This window comes from Winogradskyella costae, from assembly GCF_013403865.1.
In the GTDB taxonomy this organism is placed as follows: domain Bacteria; phylum Bacteroidota; class Bacteroidia; order Flavobacteriales; family Flavobacteriaceae; genus Winogradskyella; species Winogradskyella costae.
On the sequence record NZ_JABFDK010000001.1, the window covers coordinates 1071464 to 1095765 of the forward strand.

20 protein-coding genes, 1 tRNA gene and 1 pseudogene are annotated in these 24302 nt (G+C 33.8%); 18 read left to right on the forward strand and 4 right to left on the reverse strand.

Annotated elements, in window-relative coordinates:
- The first annotated feature begins 28 nt into the window (after positions 1-28).
- Positions 29-658: a 2OG-Fe(II) oxygenase gene (locus HM986_RS04560; RefSeq protein ID WP_179333877.1), complete on the forward strand. Its 630-nt coding sequence runs from the start codon at positions 29-31 to the stop codon at positions 656-658.
- Positions 659-664: 6 nt separating this feature from the next.
- On the opposite strand, the gene HM986_RS04565 is transcribed toward HM986_RS04560, so the two are convergent.
- The 3 genes and pseudogenes from HM986_RS04565 to HM986_RS17700 all read right to left on the reverse strand — a co-directional run.
- Positions 665-886 (reverse strand): hypothetical protein, encoded by a 222-nt coding sequence (locus tag HM986_RS04565; protein ID WP_179333038.1) that lies wholly within the window; start codon positions 884-886, stop codon positions 665-667.
- Positions 887-967: 81 nt separating this feature from the next.
- Positions 968-2302 carry an MATE family efflux transporter gene (locus HM986_RS04570; RefSeq protein WP_179333878.1) on the reverse strand — a complete coding sequence of 445 codons (1335 nt, stop codon included), beginning with the start codon at positions 2300-2302 and terminating at the stop codon, positions 968-970.
- Positions 2299-2424 (reverse strand): annotated as a pseudogene (locus HM986_RS17700) (GNAT family N-acetyltransferase); the annotation flags it as partial. The pseudogene HM986_RS17700 and the gene HM986_RS04570, both read right to left, overlap by 4 nt.
- 218 nt (positions 2425-2642) lie before the next feature.
- Between HM986_RS17700 and HM986_RS04575 the strand changes: the two are divergent.
- The 14 genes from HM986_RS04575 to HM986_RS04630 all read left to right on the forward strand — a co-directional run bounded on the left by HM986_RS04575 (position 2643) and on the right by HM986_RS04630 (position 20080).
- Complete coding sequence (locus HM986_RS04575; RefSeq protein WP_179333879.1) at positions 2643-3356, forward strand: FadR/GntR family transcriptional regulator; 714 nt, start codon at positions 2643-2645, stop codon at positions 3354-3356.
- 407 nt (positions 3357-3763) lie between these two features.
- Positions 3764-4255 (forward strand): gluconokinase, encoded by a 492-nt coding sequence (locus HM986_RS17705; RefSeq protein WP_246288448.1) that lies wholly within the window; start codon positions 3764-3766, stop codon positions 4253-4255.
- A complete protein-coding gene (gene gndA / locus HM986_RS04580) occupies positions 4252-5649 on the forward strand; it encodes an NADP-dependent phosphogluconate dehydrogenase (protein ID WP_246288449.1) in 1398 nt (465 codons plus the stop codon). The genes HM986_RS17705 and gndA overlap by 4 nt, the downstream gene beginning before the upstream one ends.
- A gap of 458 nt (positions 5650-6107) precedes the next feature.
- On the forward strand, positions 6108-7325 hold the full coding sequence (manD, locus tag HM986_RS04585) for a D-mannonate dehydratase ManD (protein WP_179333880.1): 1218 nt from the start codon (positions 6108-6110) through the stop codon (positions 7323-7325).
- Between the two features lie 429 nt (positions 7326-7754).
- A complete protein-coding gene (locus HM986_RS04590; RefSeq protein ID WP_179333881.1) occupies positions 7755-10814 on the forward strand; it encodes a SusC/RagA family TonB-linked outer membrane protein in 3060 nt (1019 codons plus the stop codon).
- Between the two features lie 16 nt (positions 10815-10830).
- Positions 10831-12210 carry a RagB/SusD family nutrient uptake outer membrane protein gene (locus HM986_RS04595; protein WP_179333882.1) on the forward strand — a complete coding sequence of 460 codons (1380 nt, stop codon included), beginning with the start codon at positions 10831-10833 and terminating at the stop codon, positions 12208-12210.
- Positions 12211-12321: 111 nt separating this feature from the next.
- A complete protein-coding gene (locus HM986_RS04600; protein ID WP_179333883.1) occupies positions 12322-13038 on the forward strand; it encodes a FadR/GntR family transcriptional regulator in 717 nt (238 codons plus the stop codon).
- A 43-nt stretch (positions 13039-13081) separates the two neighbouring features.
- Positions 13082-13834 (forward strand): SDR family NAD(P)-dependent oxidoreductase, encoded by a 753-nt coding sequence (locus HM986_RS04605; RefSeq protein ID WP_179333884.1) that lies wholly within the window; start codon positions 13082-13084, stop codon positions 13832-13834.
- A 108-nt stretch (positions 13835-13942) separates the two neighbouring features.
- Positions 13943-14908, forward strand: a complete 966-nt coding sequence (locus tag HM986_RS04610; RefSeq protein WP_179333885.1) for a leucine-rich repeat domain-containing protein — start codon at positions 13943-13945, stop codon at positions 14906-14908.
- 98 nt (positions 14909-15006) lie between these two features.
- The gene (locus tag HM986_RS17640) at positions 15007-15144 is read left to right on the forward strand and encodes a hypothetical protein (RefSeq protein WP_218841390.1); all 138 of its coding nucleotides are present in this window, start codon (positions 15007-15009) and stop codon (positions 15142-15144) included.
- 88 nt (positions 15145-15232) lie between these two features.
- The gene (locus HM986_RS04615) at positions 15233-16369 is read left to right on the forward strand and encodes a Gfo/Idh/MocA family protein (RefSeq protein ID WP_179333886.1); all 1137 of its coding nucleotides are present in this window, start codon (positions 15233-15235) and stop codon (positions 16367-16369) included.
- 12 nt (positions 16370-16381) lie between these two features.
- Positions 16382-18139: a sodium:solute symporter family transporter gene (locus HM986_RS04620; RefSeq protein WP_179333887.1), complete on the forward strand. Its 1758-nt coding sequence runs from the start codon at positions 16382-16384 to the stop codon at positions 18137-18139.
- 13 nt (positions 18140-18152) lie between these two features.
- Positions 18153-18980, forward strand: a complete 828-nt coding sequence (locus tag HM986_RS04625; protein ID WP_179333888.1) for a hypothetical protein — start codon at positions 18153-18155, stop codon at positions 18978-18980.
- Between the two features lie 38 nt (positions 18981-19018).
- Positions 19019-20080: a polysaccharide lyase family 7 protein gene (locus tag HM986_RS04630; RefSeq protein ID WP_179333889.1), complete on the forward strand. Its 1062-nt coding sequence runs from the start codon at positions 19019-19021 to the stop codon at positions 20078-20080.
- Positions 20081-20095: 15 nt separating this feature from the next.
- On the opposite strand, the gene HM986_RS04635 is transcribed toward HM986_RS04630, so the two are convergent.
- Positions 20096-20596, reverse strand: a complete 501-nt coding sequence (locus tag HM986_RS04635) for a GNAT family N-acetyltransferase (RefSeq protein ID WP_179333890.1) — start codon at positions 20594-20596, stop codon at positions 20096-20098.
- A 40-nt stretch (positions 20597-20636) separates the two neighbouring features.
- Here HM986_RS04635 and HM986_RS04640 point away from each other — a divergent pair, with 40 nt between their 5' ends.
- From HM986_RS04640 to HM986_RS04650, 3 genes are all read left to right on the forward strand, one after another.
- Positions 20637-21434, forward strand: coding sequence for a universal stress protein (locus HM986_RS04640; RefSeq protein WP_179333891.1), 798 nt, complete (start codon positions 20637-20639; stop codon positions 21432-21434).
- A gap of 17 nt (positions 21435-21451) precedes the next feature.
- Positions 21452-21528, forward strand: a tRNA-Ala gene (locus tag HM986_RS04645).
- Positions 21529-21938: 410 nt separating this feature from the next.
- Positions 21939-24302, forward strand: a complete 2364-nt coding sequence (locus HM986_RS04650) for a hybrid sensor histidine kinase/response regulator (protein ID WP_179333892.1) — start codon at positions 21939-21941, stop codon at positions 24300-24302.

Consider the following 24302-nt stretch of genomic DNA (forward strand, 5'->3'; position numbering starts at 1 on the left):
ACACTATTAAATTTCTTTAAAAGTCAAGGTGAGTAGCCTTTTTGAAGCTATTCCGTTTGTTGAAAACCCGCTTTATGAGCGCATTATTTCAGACATTTCATCGCAAAAATATAGTATTGTTGATGATTTTTTTTCAGAAGATGAAGTTATTGCTTTACGGCACTCCTTGCTTTTAAAGTATGAGGAAGATGCCTTTAAAAAATCTGCTATTGGTAATAAAACCAATGAGCTCGTTGAAAAAGCAGTACGCGGTGATATTATTCTTTGGATAGATGAACAGATTATAAATTCTGCTGAGGAATTATTCTTCAATAAAATTAATGATTTAAAAGATTACCTCAATCGCACCTGTTTCCTTGGTATTAATCAGAAGGAATTCCATTATGCCATTTATCCAAAAGACACGTATTACAAACGTCATTTAGATACGTTCCAAAATGATGATAGACGTAAATTATCGTTTGTTTGTTATTTAAACAGTGAAGATTGGCAACCTGAAAATGGAGGTGAGTTGGTTCTTTATTTAGACGGTGAAGACAAGGTTATTTATCCATTTCCTGGCAAAGTCGTTATTTTTGAAAGCCAAGAATTAGAACATGAAGTAAAACCCGTAAATACACAACGGTTGAGTATTACAGGTTGGTTGAAAACCCGTTAAAAGAGGTTAACGTCGCTTATTTCTGTTATAGAAATAGACAATAATTAAAACCACTCCTAAGATTAGAAACAAGCCATTTCCGCCTAAAAAGCTAAGTATATCCATATTAACTGTCTTTATATCTGTTTTTATTATATCTATAAATTGCAAAAGCGATAAGAACCAAAACCACCAAAGGTAAGAGTGTGCCAATAAAAATGCCGATGCTATAACTGCTATCAGGAGCATTCTTTATTTTTTCGTCTATATCAACGTTTTGTAATACTGTTATTAATAAGCTCATTATAGAAATAAAATTAATAATCAAATTTAAGTGTTTTGAGCTAGCGAAATAAATGTTTTTCTAAATTTTATAATTAATGGTAAGCCTCTAGCAATCATCCACAATGTAAAGGCGATAAAAATACCATAGAGTTTATAATCTAGGCTATCTACCCAAAATATAACTGGAACGAAAATAATAAGCGTAGAAAATAACAACACGTTTCTAAGATACTTCATCTTACCCAGTCCTTTAAAAACCCCATCGAAAATAAAAGCTAATGCACATAACGGTTGCATAGCTAAAACAATCCAAAATACGTTGTAGAATTCAGTAAGTACTGCTTCGTCATTGCTAAATAAGTTTCCTAATGGATAGTAAAACACAGCACCAATTGCTCCAATAAAAAGTCCGACAACAATGCCATATTTAATCAGTTTATTACTTAATTCTAAAAGGTTTTTATAGTCTTTTGCACCTAACAATTTTCCCGATAAAATATTACCTGCACTGGCATAACCATCAATAAGAAAAGCACCCAAAAACCAAAGATTTATGGCAATGGTATAAGCTGCGATATAATTTTCGCCGTATTTTGTAGCAAAGCTAGTTCCAAAATATAAGGCAATATTCAGAGCTATGGTTCTAATGAATAAATTCAAAATCATTAATGTGAATCGTTTCATTTCAGGATTAAAAGGCAACTTTGCAATTAACGGAATGTCTGTTTTCCTTAATAAATAATAAGCAGAAAGTAAAGCCATAATAAGCTGTGCAATAACACTAGCATAAGCTGCACCTTTGATGTGCATGGCAGGTATAACACCTTCAATTCCATAAACTAAAATAATGTCTAAGACAATATTTGCCAATGCTCCAGAAATAGCAATCAGCATCGGGAAATAGGTGTTTTGCAGTCCTCTAAAAGTTCCAAAGACAGCAATAGTAAACAACGTAAACGGGAAACCGAAAACTCGTATTTGGTAATAATCTACACTAAAATTTAATATGTCTCCTGTAGCATTATAAAGTTGAAAAATATGAGAAGCTAACGGATAGGTAATGGCTATAATTACAAGACTGAGTGCTGTAATTACAAAAATAGCTTGTGCCGGTAAATTCTTCACTGCATCTACATTTCCCGCACCTAAGTATTGGGAAATAATAGAAGAAATAGCACTTCTGGTTTGTCCTAGCACCCAGATTAGCATGGATAAAAATGTGGTTACAATACCAACTGCCGCCAGAGATGTTGTAGCATTCTGTTCCATATTACCAATTATAGCAGCATCAGTTAAGGATAAAATAGGCTCAGAAACTCCCGAAATTAATGCAGGAATAGCCAGTTTGTTAATTTGTTTTAACGTTATAGATGTGCTCACAATACCAATTTGTAACAATGAAAAGGAAATTCACTTTGCTTTGGAACGTAAATATCTCCTAATCATTTATAACCGCGAAGTTCGTAAAACTTTTGGTTTCTTTTGTTCTGTGAAAAGGTATCTCATTAAATAGCGCTATAGCTGATATCAATAATAAACTCCGTTTAAAGGTTTTGACTATGAAATTATTGAATTGAGAATTTTTAAATAGAAGATTTCAGATAATAAAAAAAATCATTTGCGAAAAAAGTATAAATGATAAAAAATGTTCAGTTTAGAAGTCATTTAGCTTATATCCTGCAGTTTTCGTATATTTACAATAAATATTTTATCATCATAAATGAAATTGAACCCTGTAAGAATTAAAGATAATATTGAAGTTAATAGTTTAATATTATCTAAGATTAGAGATTTTATAGATTTAAGGAGGTTAGAGCAAGGCGATAAATTGCCATCTGAGCGTATCCTTAGTCAGACACTTGATGTCAGCAGGAGAAGTATTAGAGATGCAATCGATAAACTTGAACTTTATGGATTAGTAAAATCAATTCCGAAAACAGGGATATTTATGAATACTGGTCGAATTGCTTTTACAGGAGTGATTGATGGTATGCTAAATATGGAAGAAGAGGATTTTCTTTCACTTATAGAATCTCGATTAATGCTTGAAAATAAGTCTGTCTTTTTAGCTGCTACAAGAAGAACAGAAGATGATTTAATCAATTTAGAAACAGCACTCCATGCGTATAACGCTAAAATATTAAGTAGTGAAGATGCTTTACAGGAAGATCTTCTGTTTCACTTGGCAATTGCTAAGGCAAGCAAAAACACGACGATATATGCAATGATGTTGCAAATTATTCCTAAAATAATAGCCGTATTTGTAAAAACTAGAGTTTGTGATGAAGACGGATTTAATTTCGAAATAGACAAACACCAAGCTATTTTTGAGGCCATAAAGAACAAAGATGCTGAACAGGCTATTAAGGCTATGAATTTCCACTTTGAATTACTTAATGAGTTTTGTGACGATTTTAAACAACGACAAATATAGCATTCGTTCAATGCTTAGATTTCCCAATTTATAAGGCATTACCTATATAAATTTTACGTTCACCCTGCCGTTACCCTTATCTGAAATTTCTAAAATAATCAGTTAGAATTGAGGTCCTAAATTTCTACTCCTGTGTGATAAGCACAGCAACCTTGCACTAAGCAATTCACTTCGGTTAACTATAGCCTACCCAACACTCACAAGGCTGCTAAATACTTCTCGACAATACCTATAAAGCTTTAAATAAATTATTTAATTCTATACTGTATTAAACACTGTTTTAGAAGAGATCGAAAAAAATAAATTCTAAAAAGGCTTCTTATTTGCATTATAAGCTCAAATAAATATTTATCATTATATTTGGTGCGCCAAACTGGTGCGCCAATTTATATTTCAATAAAATAATTATGAATTTGAATACTACAGTCTTTATAATAGGAGTTTCTGGTTGTGGCAAAACAACCATAGGAAAGCTATTAGCAGAAGAATTATCACTTCCTTTTTTTGATGCTGATGATTTTCATCCTGAAACTAATATAATAAAAATGTCTGTAGGACAACCATTAAATGATGCGGATAGAGCAAGTTGGTTAAACACAATTAATGAACTCGCCATAGACCAATCGAAAAATAAGGGGTGTGTCATTGCCTGCTCAGCACTGAAAGCAGATTACAGATCTATCTTAAATACCAATTTAGGAGCCAAGGCAAAATGGGTATACTTACAAGGTACTTTTGATGACGTTTATAATAGAATTTCTGAACGCAAAAATCATTTTATGCCGCGAGCATTGTTAAAATCACAATTCGACATTTTAGAAGTTCCTGTAAACGCATTAGAAGTCTCTATAACTAAAACTCCTATGGAAATAATTAAAACAATAAAAAACAATATATGAAAAGTGAATTTGGTTTATTTGGTCTAGGCGTCATGGGAAAAAGCTTAACGAGAAATTTAGCCAATAACGGCTTTACGGTTTCAATGTTTAATAGACATATTAAAGGTCTTGAGGAACATGTCGCTATTAATTTTAAGAATGAACATACCGAGTTAACAAATGCACTAGCTTTTGATAATTTAGAAGCCTTTGTTAAATCAATTCAAACACCTAGAAAAATTATGCTCATGGTCAATGCAGGAAAAACCATTGATTATGTCATCGCGGATTTACTTCCCTATTTATCTAAAGGTGATACATTAATTGATGGAGGAAATTCTAATTATAAAGACACCAAAGAGAGATCTCTATATTTAAAGTCTAAGTATATTTATTTTATAGGAGTTGGTGTTTCTGGTGGTGAAGAAGGCGCTCTTAAAGGACCTTCTATTATGCCTGGTGGGTCGAAAGAAACCTATGATGCTGTTGCACCTTTTTTAGAGGCTATAGCTGCAAAAGACAAAGCCAACTTGCCTTGTTGTACATATATTGGACCAGAAGGTAGTGGTCATTTTGTAAAAATGGTTCATAATGGTATTGAATATGCTGAAATGCAATTACTAGCAGAAGTATATGATATACTCAGAACAAATGAAAACACCCCAACTGATATTGCCAATATTCTAGAATCATGGCAGCCTTTAGCTAACAGCTATTTGTTAGAAATTACAATTGATATACTTCGGAAGAAGGAGCACAACGAGTGGTTGGTCGATAAAATAATGGACAAGGCTGGTAATAAAGGAACAGGAAATTGGACAACAATTGCTACAGCAGAATTAGGTGTACCTAGCTCATTAATAGCTTCTGCCCTTTTTGCAAGATATACTTCCTTTTATAAATCAGATAGAGTTCAATTAAACACACTTTATAACAAGCAAACCACAAAACCCTCAATAACCACAAAGGACGTCTATGATGCATATCAATTTGCTAGAATTATCAACCACCATCAAGGTATAAAACTAATTGCTGTAGCTTCTAAAACATTTAAATGGCATATTAATTTGAGCGAAGTAGCAAGAATTTGGACCAACGGCTGTATTATTAGATCCTCTTTCATGGAAGAATTAGTAGAGGTTTTAAGAGAAACGGATTCGATTTTAAACCATAGTGCCATCGTTAAACAAGTCAACTTACTAAAACCTAAAGTCAATAATGCAGTTGCCCAATGTGTCTTAGCCGAAATTCCTATACCATGTATAAGTGAATCTATAAACTTTTTTAATGGTCTAACTACAGCCAATTCACCAGCCAATATTATACAAGCACAACGTGATTATTTTGGTGCACATACCTACCAAAGAATAGATGATGAGACGGAAGCATTTCACCATACCAAATGGATAAATTAAGCTAAGGTCGACATCTAAACTTAAATAAAATTACAGAAAAAATGCTGAGAAACTCAAAATTAAAATGTTCTAGAAGTGTTTATTTAATAGGTCTATAGCCATCTTATTAAGAAAATGCGATTTTAAATCCCTTTATTCTACTAATTTCTCATTTAATTGTTTGTTTAAATAATAAATATTTATATATTTGGTACACCAATCTGGTGCGCCAGTTTGAAATTATGAATTATTAAGCACTTATTTTAGTCTTTAAAAAATGAATTTATAGAGATTGAAGGGTGAACTAAAAGAAAGTAATTAGTACAACGTGCAAGATTACGGAGTTACAATTTACATTAAAAACAAGAAGGAAGTTCCCAATCCTTTCTTGGTCTAATAAAAAAACAAGATGATATCTATATATGCTTTTCAATATTGAAAGTATAGCCTAAAATGATATAAATAATTAAAGTATTACTATGAAAATTGAAGATATAAAAGTTTACGTATGTTCTCCAGGGCGTAATTTTGTAACCGTAAAAATTTTTACAGATGAAGGTGTTTACGGTTTAGGAGATGCAACCGTAAACGGAAGAGAATTAGCTGTTGTAGCCTATTTGGAAGAACATGTAATTCCATGTCTAATAGGTAGAGATGCCCATCAAATAGAAGATATTTGGCAATACTTATCCAAAGGCGCTTATTGGCAAAATGGAGCCATCAGTATGGCCGCCATCGGAGCTATTGATGTAGCCCTATGGGACATTAAAGGTAAAATTGCAGGCTTGCCTGTTTACCAATTATTAGGGGGTAAAAGTAGAAGAGCCGTTACGGTTTATGCCCATGTTAATGGGTCTTCTATCGATGAGGTTATTGATAATTTAGAGATCGCCATTAAGGAAGGTTACAAAGTTGTGAGATTGCAATCCGCAATTCCGAGTTTAGAAGGTACTTACGGTACATTAGATGGTAAAAAGAATTACTATGAGTTACAAGGCAGCAGACCTTTACCACCAGAGCAAATTTGGTCTACCACAAAATATCTCAACTTTATTCCGGAATTATTCAAAAGAGCGCGTGAAAAATTTGGCTATGATATTGAGTTATGTCACGATATTCATAGTAGATTAACCCCTATTGAAGCTGCGCAATTAGGGAAGATGCTAGAACCTTATCGTTTAAAGTTTATGGAAGACACCACAACTTACGATAATCCCGAAGGCTATAAGATTATAAGAAACCATACGACTACACCAATCGCATTAGGAGAAAAATTCAACACCATTTGGGACGCTAAACCTTTAATTGAAAATCAATATATAGATTTCGTTAGAACTGCTGCAACTCACGGAGGAGGCATAACTCCATTAAAAAAACTAGCAGATTTTGCGGCGCTTTATCATGTAAGAATGGCACCCCATGGCGCACCAGATTTATCTCCTGTCTGTTTTATGGCCCATATGCACTTGGATCTTTGGGCACCAAACTTTGGAGTACAAGAGTTTATTGGATTTGGCACACCAGAACTAAATGAGGTCTTTACTTATAATGCAACGCTAAAAGAAGGAGAGATTTACATTGATGATACACCAGGCCTCGGCATTGAATTTAATGAAGACCTGGCTAAAAAATACCCTTATAAAAGATCGTACCTCCCAGTTAGTAGGCTGGAAGATGGTACATTATGGAACTGGTAAATAATTAGCTATAGTGTTATCTGCTATAAATAAATAACAGGTAGCACTATACAATTAATACACCGACTTACTTGTAAAAGAATTTGATTTACTCTAGAATCTATTCTACAGATATTACATAATCAGTGCACCATTACAGTTTCAAAGACATTACTAAATATTTAACCAAATAAACTAATCAATTATGAAACAGAAATTAAAACCAACCTAGCATAAAGGTAGGTTCCCTCGCGTCGATCAATTTCCAAGTTACTTCTTCTATTAGGTCGAACTAAAATAACTACTTGTACTATTCATAACACACGTTTTTTAAATTCATAAAAATTTAATTAACACTTAGTGGTGTGTAGTATACTAAGGTGTTAGTCCTCATTATGTCAATACCTATAGTGTCTTGACGATTACTTAATTTAAAAAAATAGATCACAAATGAATTTAAAAATAAAACTTACAGTGTTTGTGTTATTGCTGTGTAATTTTACACTCTTAGCACAAGATAGTTATCCATTAACAGGTGTTGTTTTAGATGAATCGGCTATGCCAATTCCAGGAGTAAGTATTGTAATAACAGGCTCTTCAAAAGGAACGACAACCGATTTTAATGGTAAATTTGAAATCGAAGTTGCTAATGGCGATGTTTTAAATATTTCTTATATAGGCTTTAAAACACAAACCATCACAATTGATAACCAGAAAGCATTAAATCTAACGCTTATTGAAGACACTTCAGAATTGGAAGAGGTCGTAATAATTGGTTATGGTGCTACAAAAAAATCACATTCTACAGGTGCAGTTGCTCAAATAGATGGAGATAAAGTGTCTAAAGTAGCCACCGCAACTGCAGGTCAGGCACTTCAAGGACAACTGGCCGGTGTTAATATTAAAACCAACAGTGGTAATTCAGGAGAACCGGCTAAAATTCAGATAAGAGGTTTGTCTTCAATATCCGCATCTAATTCACCTTTAATTGTTGTTGATGGTTATCCAATACAGGGAGACTTATCTAGTATTAACATGCAAGATGTAGAATCTATAAATGTTTTAAAAGATGCTGCTTCTGCTTCTATTTACGGATCTAGAGCGGGATCTGGGGTTATTCTTATTACAACCAAGAAAGGAAAAACAGGGAAAGTTACAGTAGAGTATAACGTCTACGGCGGACTAAAAAATGGTATAAGAGATAACTTAGATAAAAATCCAATAAGTTCTAGCTTAAATAAATTTCCAACACTTGCAGAATGGAAAGATTATGTAGTTTCTCAAGGTGCAACTAATTTAGATGAAATTAATTTAGCTGAGAGCTTTGGAACGAATACCAACTGGTACGACGAGGTTTATAGAACCGGTTATATAATGAATCATCAATTAAGTGCATCTGGTGGTACTGAAAATGTTAACTATTTTTTATCTGCTAATTATGTAGACGAAGAAGGTATTATGCTCACCAATGACTATACTAAATACAGTTTTAGAGCAAATATAGATGTCAAAGCAAATAAATGGTTAGAACTCGGTATTAATCTTAATCCAACCTATAGTGAAACCAGAAAAATTAATAGAGAAAACCATCAATTATTTAGAACGGCCCCATGGGTTCCAGTATATCACACAGCTGCAACAGCTGCTATTACAGGAAAAGAAATTGGAGAATACGCACATGAAAATGATTTTGACATAGGAAGAAACCCGGGTTACACAGGCATTAGACTTAGAGAACAGAGTGATTATAACCCTATAGCTATGTTAGAGGGAGAATGGTATACCACAAATAGATTTGAAGGATTTGCCAATACATATTTAAAAATAAACTTCTCTGAAAATCTTACTTTTAAAACAAGTTTTGGTGGTTATTTAAATCAATTCGAAGACCAACGCTACTTATCTTCAATTGTTAGTAGAGAAGGAGCCAACGGAACTCTTGCCCATCATAATACCATTAAAATTACAGATTGGTTGAATGAAAATGTCTTAACCTACAACAAATCATTTAATGATAAACACCAATTAAATGTGGTTGCAGGTGTCTCTACACAAGCTACAAGTGTTACCACATCTAACGTCTCAGCTAATAACTTTGTTATTGATTATATTCAGACTGTAAATGGTGGTCTTTTATCTGGTGGTAGCTCTACGAGAAGTAAAAGCACTTTAAATTCTGCTTTTTTTAGAGTGAATTATGATTTAAGTAATAAGTATTTGTTTTCATTAAGCTCTAGATGGGACGGAAGTTCAAGGTTCGGTTCAAACAATCAATACGGGTTCTTTCCATCTGCATCATTTGGTTGGAGGGTTTCAGAAGAAGGATTTCTTGAGTCTTTAGATATCATAAATAATCTAAAAATAAGAACTAGTATTGGTACCACAGGAAATAATACGATTGGAGATTATAGTCATATCGGATTACTTGGAATTACTAACAGTATATTAGGCGGTGGTGCAACTACAGGCTTTTCACCAACCAATATTTCTAATCCTAACCTTAGTTGGGAAAAAACGCAAGAATTTAATTTCGGGGTTGATTTAGCTATTTTAGATAATAGAATAAATTTAGAATTTGACATTTTTAAAACAACGACAAAAGATCTATTATTAGAAGTGCCACTTTCTAACGTCTCTGGTTTTGAATTCTTCACAGACAACCAAGGTAAAGTAGATAATAGAGGTTTTGAGCTAAATCTTACAACTATTAATACCACAGGAGAATTCTTTTGGAAAACAGGTTTTAACCTATCTAGATATAAAAATGAGTTAGTTGATTTTGGAGGAACACAACGTCTTATAACTGTACCAGACCCTAAAAGACCGAACGAATTTTTAACAGAAGTCGGTAGTCCATTAGTTCAATATTATGGTTACGTATCTGACGGAGAAGTGCCTTATGGTTCTCATAACACAACTTGGCCTGTTAATGCTAGTACTGATTTTGTCTATGCAAAAGATTTAAATGATGATGGAGTTATCGATGAAAACGATAAAAAAGTATTAGGGAGTCCATATCCTGATTTTACCTGGGGATTTACAAATAATATAGAATATAAAAATTTCGATTTTGCGGTAACGTTTCAGGGATCACACGGTGCAAAGATCTTTAATATAGATTCTTACTACGAGAACTCACAGTATGCAAATGAGAGTATCGAAGGTTTTAATTTACCTCAAGCAGATAAGGACCGATTGGTTATACGCTCTAATTCTGATGCCAACGTTCAAGACGCTTCCTATTTTAGTTTAAGAAACATGACTTTAGGATATACACTGCCATCGACGCTTAATGAAAAAATAGGCTTATCAAGTATGAGATTCTACTTAACAGGGTCTAATTTAATATTTATCACAGCAAAAAATTATACTGGTTTCAATCCTGAAGCATCTACGGAAGCGACTACGTTCCCAGGAACATATTCGAATAATCCATTAGTAACCGGATACCAAAGAGGAGCGCACCCAGTACAACGAACAGTTGCTATAGGAATCAATGCGAAGTTTTAATAAAAAAATTATACTCATGAAAAATTTATATCAAAACACAATAAAAAAATGGGGAGTTCTACTTCTTATATTTAGTGCTTTAAGTTGCTCAGAATTAGATTTACTTCCAGAGTCACAGGTACCAAGCGACGGATTTTATACGAATGAAGCAGAAATTGAAACAATTGTTGCAGGAGTTTATGACGGTCTACAATTATCATATTCTAGACAAGCCTCTGCGGGAGGTCTATGGAGTCTAACCGAAGTAAGAAGTGACGATATGACGATTCTCTTGTCCGAAGGTGAATGGGGAAGAGTTGAAAATCTAAATATGCTAGCCACAAGTGATATTACGCTAGACTTCTGGGAGAACAGTTATATCACAATCTCTAGAACCAATAATTTAATTGCAAATTTAGAAGTTGTTACAGATGAAGGTTTAAAAAATCAATTTGAAGGTGAGGGAAAATTTGTAAGAGCTTTATCTTATTTTAATTTAGTAAGATTATATGGAGATATTCCGTTAACAATTACACCAACAGTATCTTCTTCAGATCTTCCAGATTTAACAAGGCAATCTACTTCAATTATTTATGATCAAATTATTGCAGATTTAACAGAAGCCATTGACTTGTTACCAGCAAGTAATGATGTAGGTAGAGCGACTTCAGGTGCCGCAAAAGGTTTATTGGCTAAGGTTTATGTAACATTGGGTCAAAATTCATTAGCTAAACCTCTTTTAGAAGACGTTTTAGGTGCGGGTTATACATTAGAGCCAACCGTTAAGGATGTATTTTCTGTAACAAACGAAAGCAATAATGAAATCTTGTTTTCTGTAGGGTATAAATCGGCTTCAAATGGTGAAGGAAATGGTTTCGCATACCACATATTTACAGATGGTATAGGCTATGTTCCAACTCAAGAACATATGGATCTTTCTCCTGCAGGTGAGAGATATGACGCTACATTAGCTGTTATTGGTGTGGAGAATAGAACTATTAAGTACGACCCAGATTACGCTATTGAGTACGAAGGAGATAATGATTGGGTCGTATTAAGATTAGCGGATATTATTTTAATGTATGCCGAGGTGTTAAACGTAGAAAATGGAGATGCTAATATGCAACCTGCTATTGATGAGTTAAATAAAATTCATGCTAGAGAAGATTTAACCCCATATACAATAGGCGATTTTGCAAATGCATCTGAACTAGAACAAGCCATTAGAGACGAACGCAGATTTGAATTGGCCTTCGAAGGACAAAGATGGTTTGATTTACAAAGATATGGAACATTGGTTTCTGTAATGTCTAATCATTTAGGAGTTACCGTTACTGAAGATGATCTATTATTACCTATTCCTCAAAGAGAAATTGATGTTAGTCAAGGAGTAATTACTCAAAATACAGGTTATTAAGTAATTACTTTTTTATAGTTAAAAGGTTATCCGGCCTTAGTGCAATGGGTCGGTTAAACTTTTAACATTGATAACGATGGTGTGTTTTACAAATGCAGATGATTCAATAATATGAACTTAGATATACTTTCAAACAGAGAAAATCAGAAAATAACAGCACGTGTTAATACTCTGATTGCTCAAATACGCGATTTAATTAATGACAGTCACTTACAACCAGGAGACAAATTACCTCCTGAAAGATTATTAGCCGAAAATTTAAAAGTAAGTAGACGGAGTATTAGAACTGCAATCCTTAAACTAGAGTCTTATGGTATTCTAAAATCTATTCCGCAAAGTGGAACCTATCTCGCAAATATTGGTCAAATAGCAATGAATGGTATGATAGAAGATATTTTAAACCTTGGTTCTCCAAATTTTAAATCCTTAGTGGAGACTAGAATTTTGTTAGAACTAAAGGCTGTGAGATTAGCCGCAGAAATTAGAACTGAAGACGATTTACAAAAGATAAAAAAAACTTTAGATGCTCACAGCTCAAAACTACTAAATGGAGGAAATGCTATACAAGAAGATTTATTGTTTCATTTGGCTATTGCGAAAGCTAGCGGTAACGTCACTATAAATCAAATTATGATTGCCATTACGCCTCAAATAATTTTAGATTTTAAAAACTATCATACAGATTATGATAGCTTGGATGAATTAAGGGTTAATGAACATGAAGAAATATATAAGGCAATTGAAATTCAAGATCCGCAATTGGCAGAACAAACTATGGTAAAACATTTTAAAATGCTCTATCAATATTGCGATAATTATAAAAAATAGAGTCTCACATTAATATTAAAATATTAATAGAAAAAACTAAACAATGAATTTAAAAGGAAAAGTAGCCGTCGTAACTGGCGGAGGTCGCGATATAGGTCGTGCAGTATGTATAAAATTAGCCAAAGAAGGAGCTAAAATAGTTGTAAATTATTTTGATAGTGATGCCGATAGAGATGCTACAATCGCAGCTATTAAAGCTGTTGGTGGTGAGTCAATTGCGGTTTATGGAGATGTAACAAAACAAGAAGACATCCATACGATGGTGGCTAAAACGAAACAAGCTTTCGGGGATAAAGTTGATATTTTAGTGAATGTTGCGGGAGGTTTATTTGCAAGAAAAACAGTAGAGGAGTTAGATGAAAAATTCTATAATTTAGTGATGGATGTTAACTTTAAAGGAACTGTTTTTGTAACACAAGCTTTCAAACCTTTAATGGGAAAAGGCTCTTCAATAATAAATTTTGCGTCCCAAGCTGGTCGCGATGGAGGTGGTCCCGGCTCTGTTCTTTATGCAGCATCTAAAGGAGCCGTTATGACATTAACAAGAAACTGGGCAAAAGAATTCGGTCCTCAAGGTATTAGAATTAATGCCGTATGTCCGGGTATGATAGCTACAAAATTTCATGATGATTTCACAAAGAATGAGGTGCGTACAAATGTAGCAAATGGTACACCATTACGTAGAGAAGGTTCTGCAGAAGAAGTAGCTAATTTAGTTGCGTATTTAGCAAGTGATGAAGCGTCTTTTGTAACAGGAAATAATGTTGATATTAACGGAGGATTAGCCTTTAGCTAATTACTTTAAATAATAAACTTTGGATAAGGAACCGTCATTTATTCCTATTTAAAACCTGTAAAATTAGCCCGATTTGAATGACTTTTAAAATCTTAATAAATATATATTATGAGTAGACAGATATTAAGCACAATCCTATTGTTTGCATTATCCTTTTTAGGCAATGCGCAAATACCATATACCCTCACAGCATCGGATGTAACGATTGTAAATGGGGTAATTATTACCTCGACGCTAACAAATTCTAATGGAGATAATTATGAATCAGATATTATTATCTCTAAAACTATAGATGGACAAGCAGTAACAGGTATCGGAGCAAATGCTTTTGAAGAAAATGGTTTAACGAGTGTCGTTTTACCAGATGGGCTTAAGTTTATTGGCGAAAGTGCTTTTAAAAATAACAAACTAACTAGTATAGATTTCCCTAAAGGAGTGACGACAATTGCTGATAGCGCTTTTCAGAATAATCGCATCACAAGTGTCGCTTTACCTTCTGAAATGACATCTATTGCGAATAGCGTTTTTGAATCAAATAACATAACTAATGTAAATTTTCCTTCTGGACTTATATCTATTGGTCATGGTGCTTTTCGAGATAACAGTTTAGTTGATGTAGATTTACCTGGAGGACTTACATCTATTGGAAGTTTTGCTTTTCAAAATAACCGCATAACCCATATCATTTTTCCAGCTAAGATTACAATTATCGAAGAGATGGCGTTTAATGTTAATTTCCTGACAAATATTGAGTTACCTGATGGGATCACCTCTATAGAAGATAGTGCTTTTAGAGATAATCGTTTAACCAGTTTAGATTTACCTAATGGACTTACTTTTATCGGACCTAGTGCTTTCCTTGCCAACCGCTTAACCGCAGTAGAGTTGCCTAACGGACTAACATTCGTTGGTGAAAATGCTTTTAAAACTAATAGTGGTTTAGCCAGCATTAGTTTGCCAAAGAGTTCTAATGCTAATAGTGCTGTGCAATGGAAATCTAGTAATGGAACTGTTTTAGATGCAAAAGAGGTTATTCTCCCTGTAAATTTCATATATAGTTATAAACGGAATTAACGTCATAGGGCTGGGATGGCTGAAGATGAATATTATGCCATAAAATGATCGTATAAATGCAGCTCAATTCATAAAAAAACAAGTAAGAATTCTTTGCTATGAGAATCGAAAAAAATTCAGTACATTTGGTACACCAATCTGGCGCACCAGTTTTAAGTGGTGACTATTATAAGTTTCTACTATATAATAATAGCGGCAATATTTACGCTTTATTAGCAAACATATACTGTAATTAAGTTGTTTAATATGGTCAAAAAAATAGAAAATCTCCAATTTCAAATTGAGAAAAAAAAATAACCAAACAGATAATAAAATCGTTGTAAAATGAAACATAAATTAAAAGTATTAGTTTCTGGAACTGGGTTTGCTGGCCAAGGCCATGCAGATGCTTTTCGAGCTGCAGGTGCTGAAATAGTAGGTATTGTTGGCAGAACACCAAATGTTGTCGTTGAAGTCGCCAAAAAAATGAACATTCCTTATTCTGGAACAGATTGGCAACAAGCATTAGAAGATTGTCAACCAGATATCGTTTCTATAGCAACTCCCGGCGGAGCACATTATGAACCCATCAAACAAGCCATAGCATTTGGATGTCATGTATTTAGCGACAAGCCTTTAACAGCTGAAGGAGAAACAGCTCAAGAATTATACGAACTAGCCAAACAGAAAAACGTAAAAACAGCATTTGCGTCTAGCTTCCGATATATGCCTCACATTCAACATGCAAAACAGCTTGTTGCAGATGGGGAAATAGGAGAACCTACGGAAGTAGAATGTATGTCTCACTTTAACTTAGAGCGCGATATTCCCTTTGGATGGTCTCATAGAAAAGAAGATGGTGGCGGTAGATTAAATAACAACTTTACTCATATGATGTCTATCGTAACATCTGTAATTGGCGAAAAAATCTTGTCAATAATTGGTGAAGTAAGAGATGATTTAGGAAAGGCACCAATTGTTGAAGGTGTACATAATTTTAAAACAAGAAGAGACTTTATTCCTAAAGACCTAACCGATCCTTCTCTTAAGTGGGGAGAAAGTAATGTTGAATGGTCATACACTGTCCTCGCTCAGTTAGAAAGCGACATAGCTACTAAACCGGTTTCTGTATTGTTTAAACATGGTGGACTTAACCCAAAGTTCCACGAAAATCATATCGTTTTTTATGGAACAAAAGGAGCCATTTTTATTGAAGGTCATTATGGCATGGGGCCACTTCATGTATGGAGCAATAACACTTGGAAAGCGTTACCATTACCTAAAGCTATTGTAGATAATCAGCCAAACGTTAAAGGTGACACTGAAAGGAATTGGCATTATTTGGTAAGAGAATTCACAAAAGATATTAACGGTGAACAAGTTGCATATTACCAATCCTTTAAGGAAGGTAGTCTTTATCAGCGACTTATCGATTTAATTAGAAAAAATAATAACTGGACGGATGTTCGTCATCTACAATAAAAAAACAAAACGATGTTTTACGACTATATTGTTATTGCCCTCTACTTTATATTAATCCTTGCAATTGGTGTGATTTTTTCGCGCATGGCAAGTAAATCTACGAGCGATTATTTTCGTGGTGGAGGAAGAATGCTGTGGTGGATGGTAGGCTCTACAGCTTTTATGGCACAATTTTCAGCCGTAACTTTCACTGGTGCTGCAGGTAAAGCCTTTAACGACGGTTTTGCTATTTGTGCTGTTTATATTGGAAATACTTTCGCCTTCTATTGTGGTTATTTATTTTTTGCTCAGCGTTTTAGACAAATGCGAGTAGATACACCCACAGAAGCCATAAAAAGACGATTTGGTTCAGAAAATGAACTGTTTTTTTCCTGGGCATTAATTATTTTTTCTTTTATAAATGCAGGTGTTTGGTTAAATGCTCTAGGTGTTTTTACTAGTGCCGTTTTTGATGCCGATATTTTCACAACTATTATAGGAATAGGTTTAACAGTAGTATTTGTATCTGTACTATCAGGTGCTTGGGGTGTGGTTGCTTCAGACTTTGTTCAAACTTTAGTAGTGGCTGTTGTTTCAGTAGCGACTGCAATAGTCGCTTTGGTAATGGTTGATGGGCCTATCAATTTAGTTGAAAATTTCCCAGGAGGTTTCCTAGTTGGCCCAGATATGAATTACCCTTTAATATTAATTGGTACATTCATATTCTTTTTACCGAAACAAATTATAACTATGATGAATCTTCATGATTCATTTCGCTTTCTTGGTGCAAAAGACACCATTAACGCTCGTAAAGCTGCCTTATTAGCCATGGTGCTAATGGGCGTAGGAACCATTATTTGGTTTATTCCACCATGGGCAGCTGCAACACTCTATCCAGAAGCTACAGCAGACTATGCACAATTAGGTAATAAAGCCGCAGATGCAGTGTATTTAGTATTTGCAAAAAATGCAATGCCAATAGGAACAGTTGGGCTATTGATGGCTGGTCTATTTGCAGCCTCTATGTCTTCAATGGACTCGGCACTAAATAAGAATGCAGGTATCTTTGTTAGAAGTATTTATCAACCCTTTTTAGCTAAAAGAAGTAAAGAAAAGGATGATAAAAAGTTATTACGTATCAGTCAGTTAGTTAGTTTTATAAGTGGTATAGGAGTTATTGCCGTTGCATTTTATTTCGCAACGCTTAAAGAATTAAGTTTATATGAACTTATGATGCGAGTTTCAACAATGGTTCAATTACCAATGATGGTCCCACTAGTTGTTGGTATTGTTGTGAAGAAAACACCAAAATGGGCTCCTTGGGTAACTATTGTTTTAGGCTTGGGAGTATCTTGGATGGTTGATAGTGTTATTACACCAGATGTTTTTGTTTCTTGGTTTGGTATAGACTCTCTTACTGGTCGTGAAATTGTAGATATGAATATTATCTTAACCATTGCTGGTCATGTATTTATTACAGGTGGATTTTTCTGGGCAACCTCTTTATTCTACAAGGAAGCTAAAGACGATCACAAGCTCGAAACTGACCGCTTCTTTGAAGATTTAGTGACGCCTGTTATTGCAGATGATCAACAAGATGAAGTGGACAGCCAGCAAAGAAGAAAATTAGGTAATATGGTTATGGTTATGAGTGCAGGTATATTATTGATGACGCTCATTCCTAATCCATTTTGGGGTAGAATTATGTTCTTAATTTGCTCAATAATCATTTTTAGTATTGGCTTTTTACTAAGACGAAGTGCTAAAACCAATACCACTTCAACCAAATAATAAAAGTTTAATTATGAATGTGAACAAATTGATTTTATTAGTATTAATTCAATTAGGGTTTAGCTCCTGTTCTGAACAGAAAGTGAAACTAACACATGGTATAGATGAATCTGCTGGAGGTGGACTAGCGTATGTAATACATACACCTTCAGCTACTTATTATTTAGAAAAACATGGAGGTGGATTATCTAGTATGATTGATAAAGATGGTGTGGATTGGATAGGTTTTCATAATAAAGAAGGCTCTGGACATAAAGGAGAATATCGTGGATTTCCGAATGCCATTCATCGTCAAGATGGAAGTTATTTTCACGCTATGAATGCTGGCACAGAACCTTCAACCTCCGTTGTGGAGATTGAATCTAAAAAGCATATACGCATTATTTTTACATCAGAAAACAAACAATGGCAAGGGCAATGGGATTTTTATCCAGATCGCTGTGATTTTACTATGACTAAAGTGAGTGAAGGTTATAATTATTGGGTGCAATACGAAGGTGTTCCCGGTGGAGAGATGGACACAACTGATTTTTGGTATGCCTCTATCGACACAAACCGACATCCAATTGTAGAGCCTTTTATGGGGGATCTGCCAGCTCCTGAGTGGATGGCTTTCGGAGATATAAAGTCATCTCGGATGTTGTATATGCTACATCATGAGGATGATAGTCTTTCTGATAATTATGTGAGTAGACCCGACATGACCGTCTTTGGCTTTGGTAGACACAACGGTGAAACTACAACTAAACACTTAACGACTGCAGACACTTTCTCCATAGGATTTGTTGAGTCAACAGAGCACGCAGACATTGATAAAACTGTGAGAGATATACTTAATTAAACATTTTAATTCCGAAAGAACAATAGACCATCTTCAAAATGAAACCAAAACATAGTAAACGATTAGTACATTTTTATTTAATAATGAGTATTTCATTAGTGCTGATAAGTTGCGGAAATTCGGATAAGAAAACGATTACTAAACCTAATGAAACTATTAAGTATCCAAGTGATGTCATTCCATTTATGGATGGCTGGAGTAGTATTCTTTGTGGAGATGGTACCAGCCTTAAAACCTTAGAAAATACTGAGCACAAAAACTTTTTTTATGCGATTAGTGACGAGGAATCCGATTGGGTCGTATTCAAAGCACCCAACGCAGGGGTAACTACTAAAACGTCTAATAATACACGGACAGAATTAAGAAACATGACACGTTGGACACCACAGGAAGGTGGCAAACTATCTGGTACATTAAAAGTAATGCATGTTTCAACCTCTGGTGATGCACGAGTTGCTGCGGCATACTCTGTAGTGGTGGGGCAAATTCATAGTAAGGAAGGACATGAAAACGAACCTGTAAAATTATTTTATAAGAAGTTTCCAGGGCATCAAAAAGGTTCTGTTTTTTGGAACTATGAAATAAATACTGCAGGTGATAACTCAGGAAGATGGGATTTCTCAACAGGCGTTTGGGGAAATGATATGTCTGTTGTAGGTAAGAGTCCGACGTCGTATCCCAAAGAACCAAAAGAAGGCATTGAATTGGGTGAAGAATTTTTCTATGAAATAAATGTTTACAATGGCATTATGTATCTAACGTTTTCAAGTAAAGGGCATGAAACAAAGACGTTTACTAAAAACTTAATGATATCAGATTTTTCAAGAAAATCTGATATTCCACAACAGATAAAAACATTATACGAACCAATAGCTCGAGATGGTGTTGAACGTAAAAATGCATATGCAGATGAGTTACATACCTTTATGCAAGGGGCTTATAACCAAACAAACGGTAAAAATCCAGAAGACAATATCGTTTGGCATACCGGTTCTAAAACCTATAATGGAGATATAGATAAACAATATGCAAATGGATGCTACGCAGAAGTTTGGTTTAAAGAAGCTACTATAGGTCCTGGCACAAACCCAAAAAAGTAATCATTCTAGATGCACTCACAATACCAGTTCATAACAATGAAAAGGAAATTCACTTTGCTTTGGAAAATGAATATCTCCTAATCGTTTATAGCCGCGAAGTTCGTAAAACTTTTGGTTTCTTTTGTTCTGCGAAAAGGTATCCAGACGAATAGAGCTAAAATGGTTATCGATAGCAAATTGCTCTGCAAAATGCATCAATTTTTGTGCATAACCTTGGCCTTGTAGTTTTGGGTGAACTGCTAAACGGTGAATGTAAATATTGTTTTCATTTGTCGTCAGCCAATCGATAGGTATATATTCTAAATCCATAAGGGTAGAAAATACAATACAACCTTTTACAACGTTATCTAGCTCCAAAACATAAAGCTCGTTACGATCTATATCATTTTGAAAAGCAGACCTATTTGGATAACTTTCATTCCATTGAAAAATACCCTTGGAAATCATATGTTTAGCACATGATTTTGTGACGTTTAAAATTGATTGAATATCTTTTTCTTCTGCTAAACGAATCATTTATAATGTTTATTTTTGTACCAATATTTATTCCATAAAGATGAAAACGATATTAGTTCCTGTTGGTTCCTCAAAAAATGCAAAATCACACTTACAATATGCTGTAGATTTTGCTAAAGAATTTGGTGCTAAAGTTTATGTGGTCCAAATATATAATGTTTATACGAAAGCAGGCACTATGATTAAAATTGATCATATTTTAGAAGCTGAGTCTAGATCATTTTTGGACAATCATATTGCATCCATAGACACAAAAGGTGTTGATGTTGTTGCTAGAACATTTAAAGGAAAATTAATAGATACATTAGAGAAGGTATGCAAAGCCTTAGAGGTAGATTTAATAATCTTAGAACCGCGTACCAACTCTATTAAAGATGAGGTATATTTAGGCAAAACATCTGGAAAAATTATTAAGCAAACACAAATTCCGGCTTTAATTGTACCTGAAGGCTACGCTTTTAAGCCATTTGAAAAACTTTTACTGGCTCTAAAATCAGCTATAATTAAAAAAGATAATGTCTTATACCCTTTAGCTTCGGTAAAATCACAATTTAATGCAGCGGTAACTTTGCTCTTGGTGAAGACAGCACATCATAAAAAGAACGATTTTTATATTAATGAAGAATTACAATCTTTGATAACAGACACAAAACAAGCAGAAAGCCCTACAACGTTTATGGCATTTTTAGAACATCACAAAGAGAATAATCCAGATTTGTTATGTGTTGTAAGACGAAAAAGAGGGTTCTTTCAAAAACTTTGGGAAAAGAACACTATCCTCAAAAAAGATTTTCATAGTACTAAAATGCCTGTTTTAGTACTTAGTGGTTTAAAATAAAGAGATTATATTAATTTGGGGATGTAGCTCAGTTGGCTAGAGTGCTTGACTGGCAGTCAAGAGGTCGTCGGTTCGAGCCCGATCTTCTCCACCACTAAAATGTGAGGTTTCAGAGTTTTTTAACTTTGAAACCTTTTTTTATATTCAATATATTAGAATTCTCAAAAAATCGAACTATCCAAAGCAAATCTTAGCTTTATATGCGCCTATCCGCGGTGAAGGTGTTGAGCAAGAAAATGTATATGCCATAGAATCCCACACGTTTATGCAAGGAGCGTACAATCAAACGAAAAATCGAGATGATAATATCGTATGGTGTGCAAGAGCAGAAATATATAACGGAGATAACTATAATGCATGCTAATGGAAGCTGTAAAGTTTAAAGAGGCTACTGTTTAGTTTTGGTTCAAAGTGGAAATAAAATATCGTTTAAAAACGTTTTTTGCCGTTAAAATGTAAGAGTCTCATTTTTTTTGTATGTTTGCAGAAGTTTAATGCCCCTACATGAAACGAATTCTACTACTGATAACCTACTTATTAGCATATACCTCGTATGCTCAAAAACCAGCTTTCGACCCTGAAAGTTCAACTGGTCAATTATTTCAATATTCTGAATATATAGATGTAGCTAAAACAATCTACACAATAGAAGACGTCTTAGCTAATGATCTATTATCCTATAAAAATTTAGAATCTGCTAACCATGATTTTGGTTTTACTTCAGATAATTACTGGGTTCGATTTGCACTAAAAAACAGTTCGAATGCAGAGAAAACCTATTATTTTGAAACAGGTAGGCCAGTTACTGATATTATCAATTTATATGAAATAAATACAGATATAATAAAATATCAAAATGGAGATCAAAACGCGTTTAGTGCGCGTAATGTAGAGCATAGACAAATTATTTTTAAATTAACACTTCAAGCGCATAGTGAGCAATTATATTTTATGGAAATATCGAGTGATGGAGAAGCTATAAACCTCCCACTTACCTTATATGATGAGTCCTCATTTTTAATTACAAACTACAAGCAGCAATTATTCTTAGGCCTCTTTTATGGTGTTCTACTTTTAGCGGGTTTTATTTACCTCTTTTTTTATAATAGCTTAAAAAACAAAACCTTCTTATACTATGGCATTTATGTGTTTTCTATTGCCTTAATGCAAGCGGCTTTAGACGGTTTTATTTACCAATACGTATTTCCAAATGGTGGATTCTTTAATAGTAGAATGGTACTAATTACAGCAATTTCATCCAATTTCTTTTTACTTAAATATTGTGAACATTTTTTAAAAGTAAAATTTAACTTGCCCTATTATAAAAAAGCATTTAATGCTATTTATATCAGTTTAGCGGTTGTACTAATAATGATTTTTTATAGCCCAAAGGCTTTTGAACTAGCGTATCCAATATCTAACATAAACGGCTTATTTAGTTTAATACTAATTCTAACTACCGTGTTTACAATGCGGTATAAACGTATTTCTGTAGATATCTATTTCAGTCTAGGAGTAATGTTTTTAGTTATAGGATTGTTTGGATTTGTTATGAATAATTTAGGCGTTTTACCAAGCAATTTCTACACGTTAAATAGTTCTAAGTTTGGCTCAGGGATAGAAGTAGTTCTATTATCACTATCAATGACTAACCTTATAAAAAAATTAAGAAAAGACAATGAAAAAGCGCAAGCATTAGCACTAAAAAAATCAGAAGAGATTAGTGAGCTAAAAACATTTTTTATGTCTAACATTAGTCATGAATTAAGAACTCCTATCAATGCAATTATGGGAATGGCAGAATCTGCGCTTATAGACAGCAATAATATTAATGAAAATAAAGATAAATTTCAAATTATTAAAAATGCTTCATTGAGTTTACTTAGTAATGTAAATGATATTTTAGATTTTGAAAGAATTGAGAAAAACGAACTTCACCTAAATGAAGAAGAATTTAACCCAAAGTTAATTTTAAAAGAGATTAGTAATAATTGGAAGTTTGAAGCAAATAAAAAGCAATTAAACTATAATTTTCAAATGGATTCTGAGATCCCTACAAAAGTGAGTGGTGATCCAGAACGTTTTACTCAAATAGTAAATAATGTATTAGCTAATGCTGTAAAATTTACAAATGAAGGTTACGTGCATTTAAAGTTAAATTGCTTAACACAGCCTAACGATATTTCACGATTTTATTTTCAAATTTCGGACTCAGGTGTCGGTATGGACCAAGAAAGTAAGGCACATATTTTCGATAGCTTTAATCAAATGCGTTTAAATAACAAACGCCAATTTGGAGGCATCGGTCTTGGTCTTACTATTTCAAAGCATTTAATTACTTTATTTAATGGGAAATTACAAGTTGAAAGTATTGCTAATAAAGGTACTGATGTATTTATTGAAATTCCGCTTAAAACGGTCGTAAGTGCATTATCTGACAAGAAATCTAGTGTAATTAACACCACAGATTCACCTATAGAAATCCTTGTAGTTGAAGATAATAAGCTTAATCAATTAGTAATGAAAAAGTTGTTGAGTAACTATCCTAATGCCAGCATTACAATTGCAGAAAATGGAAAACAAGCGATTGTAGCTCTTAAAACTAAAGCTTACAACCTTGTGTTAATGGATTTACAAATGCCTATTATGAACGGTTATGAAGCAACTGCTATCATAAGAAGTGGCGATTTAGGCGAGTTAAATAGTAACATCCCTATAATTGCCGTCACTGCAGATGCTACAGATGCAACCAAGCAGCGTGTTTTACGATTAGGCATGAACGATTATATGACTAAACCGGTGAAGAGAGAGTTACTTTTTGAAAAAATGAATGCGTGTATTAATACACGTAATCTAAACGTTGCTTAA

Coding starts and splice junctions, on each gene's coding strand:
- HM986_RS04630 (WP_179333889.1), top strand. CDS start 19,019: ATGAAACCAAAACATAGTAAACGATTAGTACATTTTTATTTAATAATG.
- HM986_RS04625 (WP_179333888.1), top strand. CDS start 18,153: ATGAATGTGAACAAATTGATTTTATTAGTATTAATTCAATTAGGGTTT.
- HM986_RS04565 (WP_179333038.1), bottom strand. CDS start 886: ATGCTCCTGATAGCAGTTATAGCATCGGCATTTTTATTGGCACACTCT.
- HM986_RS04610 (WP_179333885.1), top strand. CDS start 13,943: ATGAGTAGACAGATATTAAGCACAATCCTATTGTTTGCATTATCCTTT.
- manD (WP_179333880.1), top strand. CDS start 6,108: ATGAAAATTGAAGATATAAAAGTTTACGTATGTTCTCCAGGGCGTAAT.
- HM986_RS04615 (WP_179333886.1), top strand. CDS start 15,233: ATGAAACATAAATTAAAAGTATTAGTTTCTGGAACTGGGTTTGCTGGC.
- HM986_RS04575 (WP_179333879.1), top strand. CDS start 2,643: ATGAAATTGAACCCTGTAAGAATTAAAGATAATATTGAAGTTAATAGT.
- HM986_RS04620 (WP_179333887.1), top strand. CDS start 16,382: ATGTTTTACGACTATATTGTTATTGCCCTCTACTTTATATTAATCCTT.
- HM986_RS17640 (WP_218841390.1), top strand. CDS start 15,007: ATGAGAATCGAAAAAAATTCAGTACATTTGGTACACCAATCTGGCGCA.
- HM986_RS17705 (WP_246288448.1), top strand. CDS start 3,764: ATGAATTTGAATACTACAGTCTTTATAATAGGAGTTTCTGGTTGTGGC.
- HM986_RS04635 (WP_179333890.1), bottom strand. CDS start 20,596: ATGATTCGTTTAGCAGAAGAAAAAGATATTCAATCAATTTTAAACGTC.
- HM986_RS04650 (WP_179333892.1), top strand. CDS start 21,939: ATGAAACGAATTCTACTACTGATAACCTACTTATTAGCATATACCTCG.
- gndA (WP_246288449.1), top strand. CDS start 4,252: ATGAAAAGTGAATTTGGTTTATTTGGTCTAGGCGTCATGGGAAAAAGC.
- HM986_RS04640 (WP_179333891.1), top strand. CDS start 20,637: ATGAAAACGATATTAGTTCCTGTTGGTTCCTCAAAAAATGCAAAATCA.
- HM986_RS04595 (WP_179333882.1), top strand. CDS start 10,831: ATGAAAAATTTATATCAAAACACAATAAAAAAATGGGGAGTTCTACTT.
- HM986_RS04605 (WP_179333884.1), top strand. CDS start 13,082: ATGAATTTAAAAGGAAAAGTAGCCGTCGTAACTGGCGGAGGTCGCGAT.
- HM986_RS04600 (WP_179333883.1), top strand. CDS start 12,322: ATGAACTTAGATATACTTTCAAACAGAGAAAATCAGAAAATAACAGCA.
- HM986_RS04590 (WP_179333881.1), top strand. CDS start 7,755: ATGAATTTAAAAATAAAACTTACAGTGTTTGTGTTATTGCTGTGTAAT.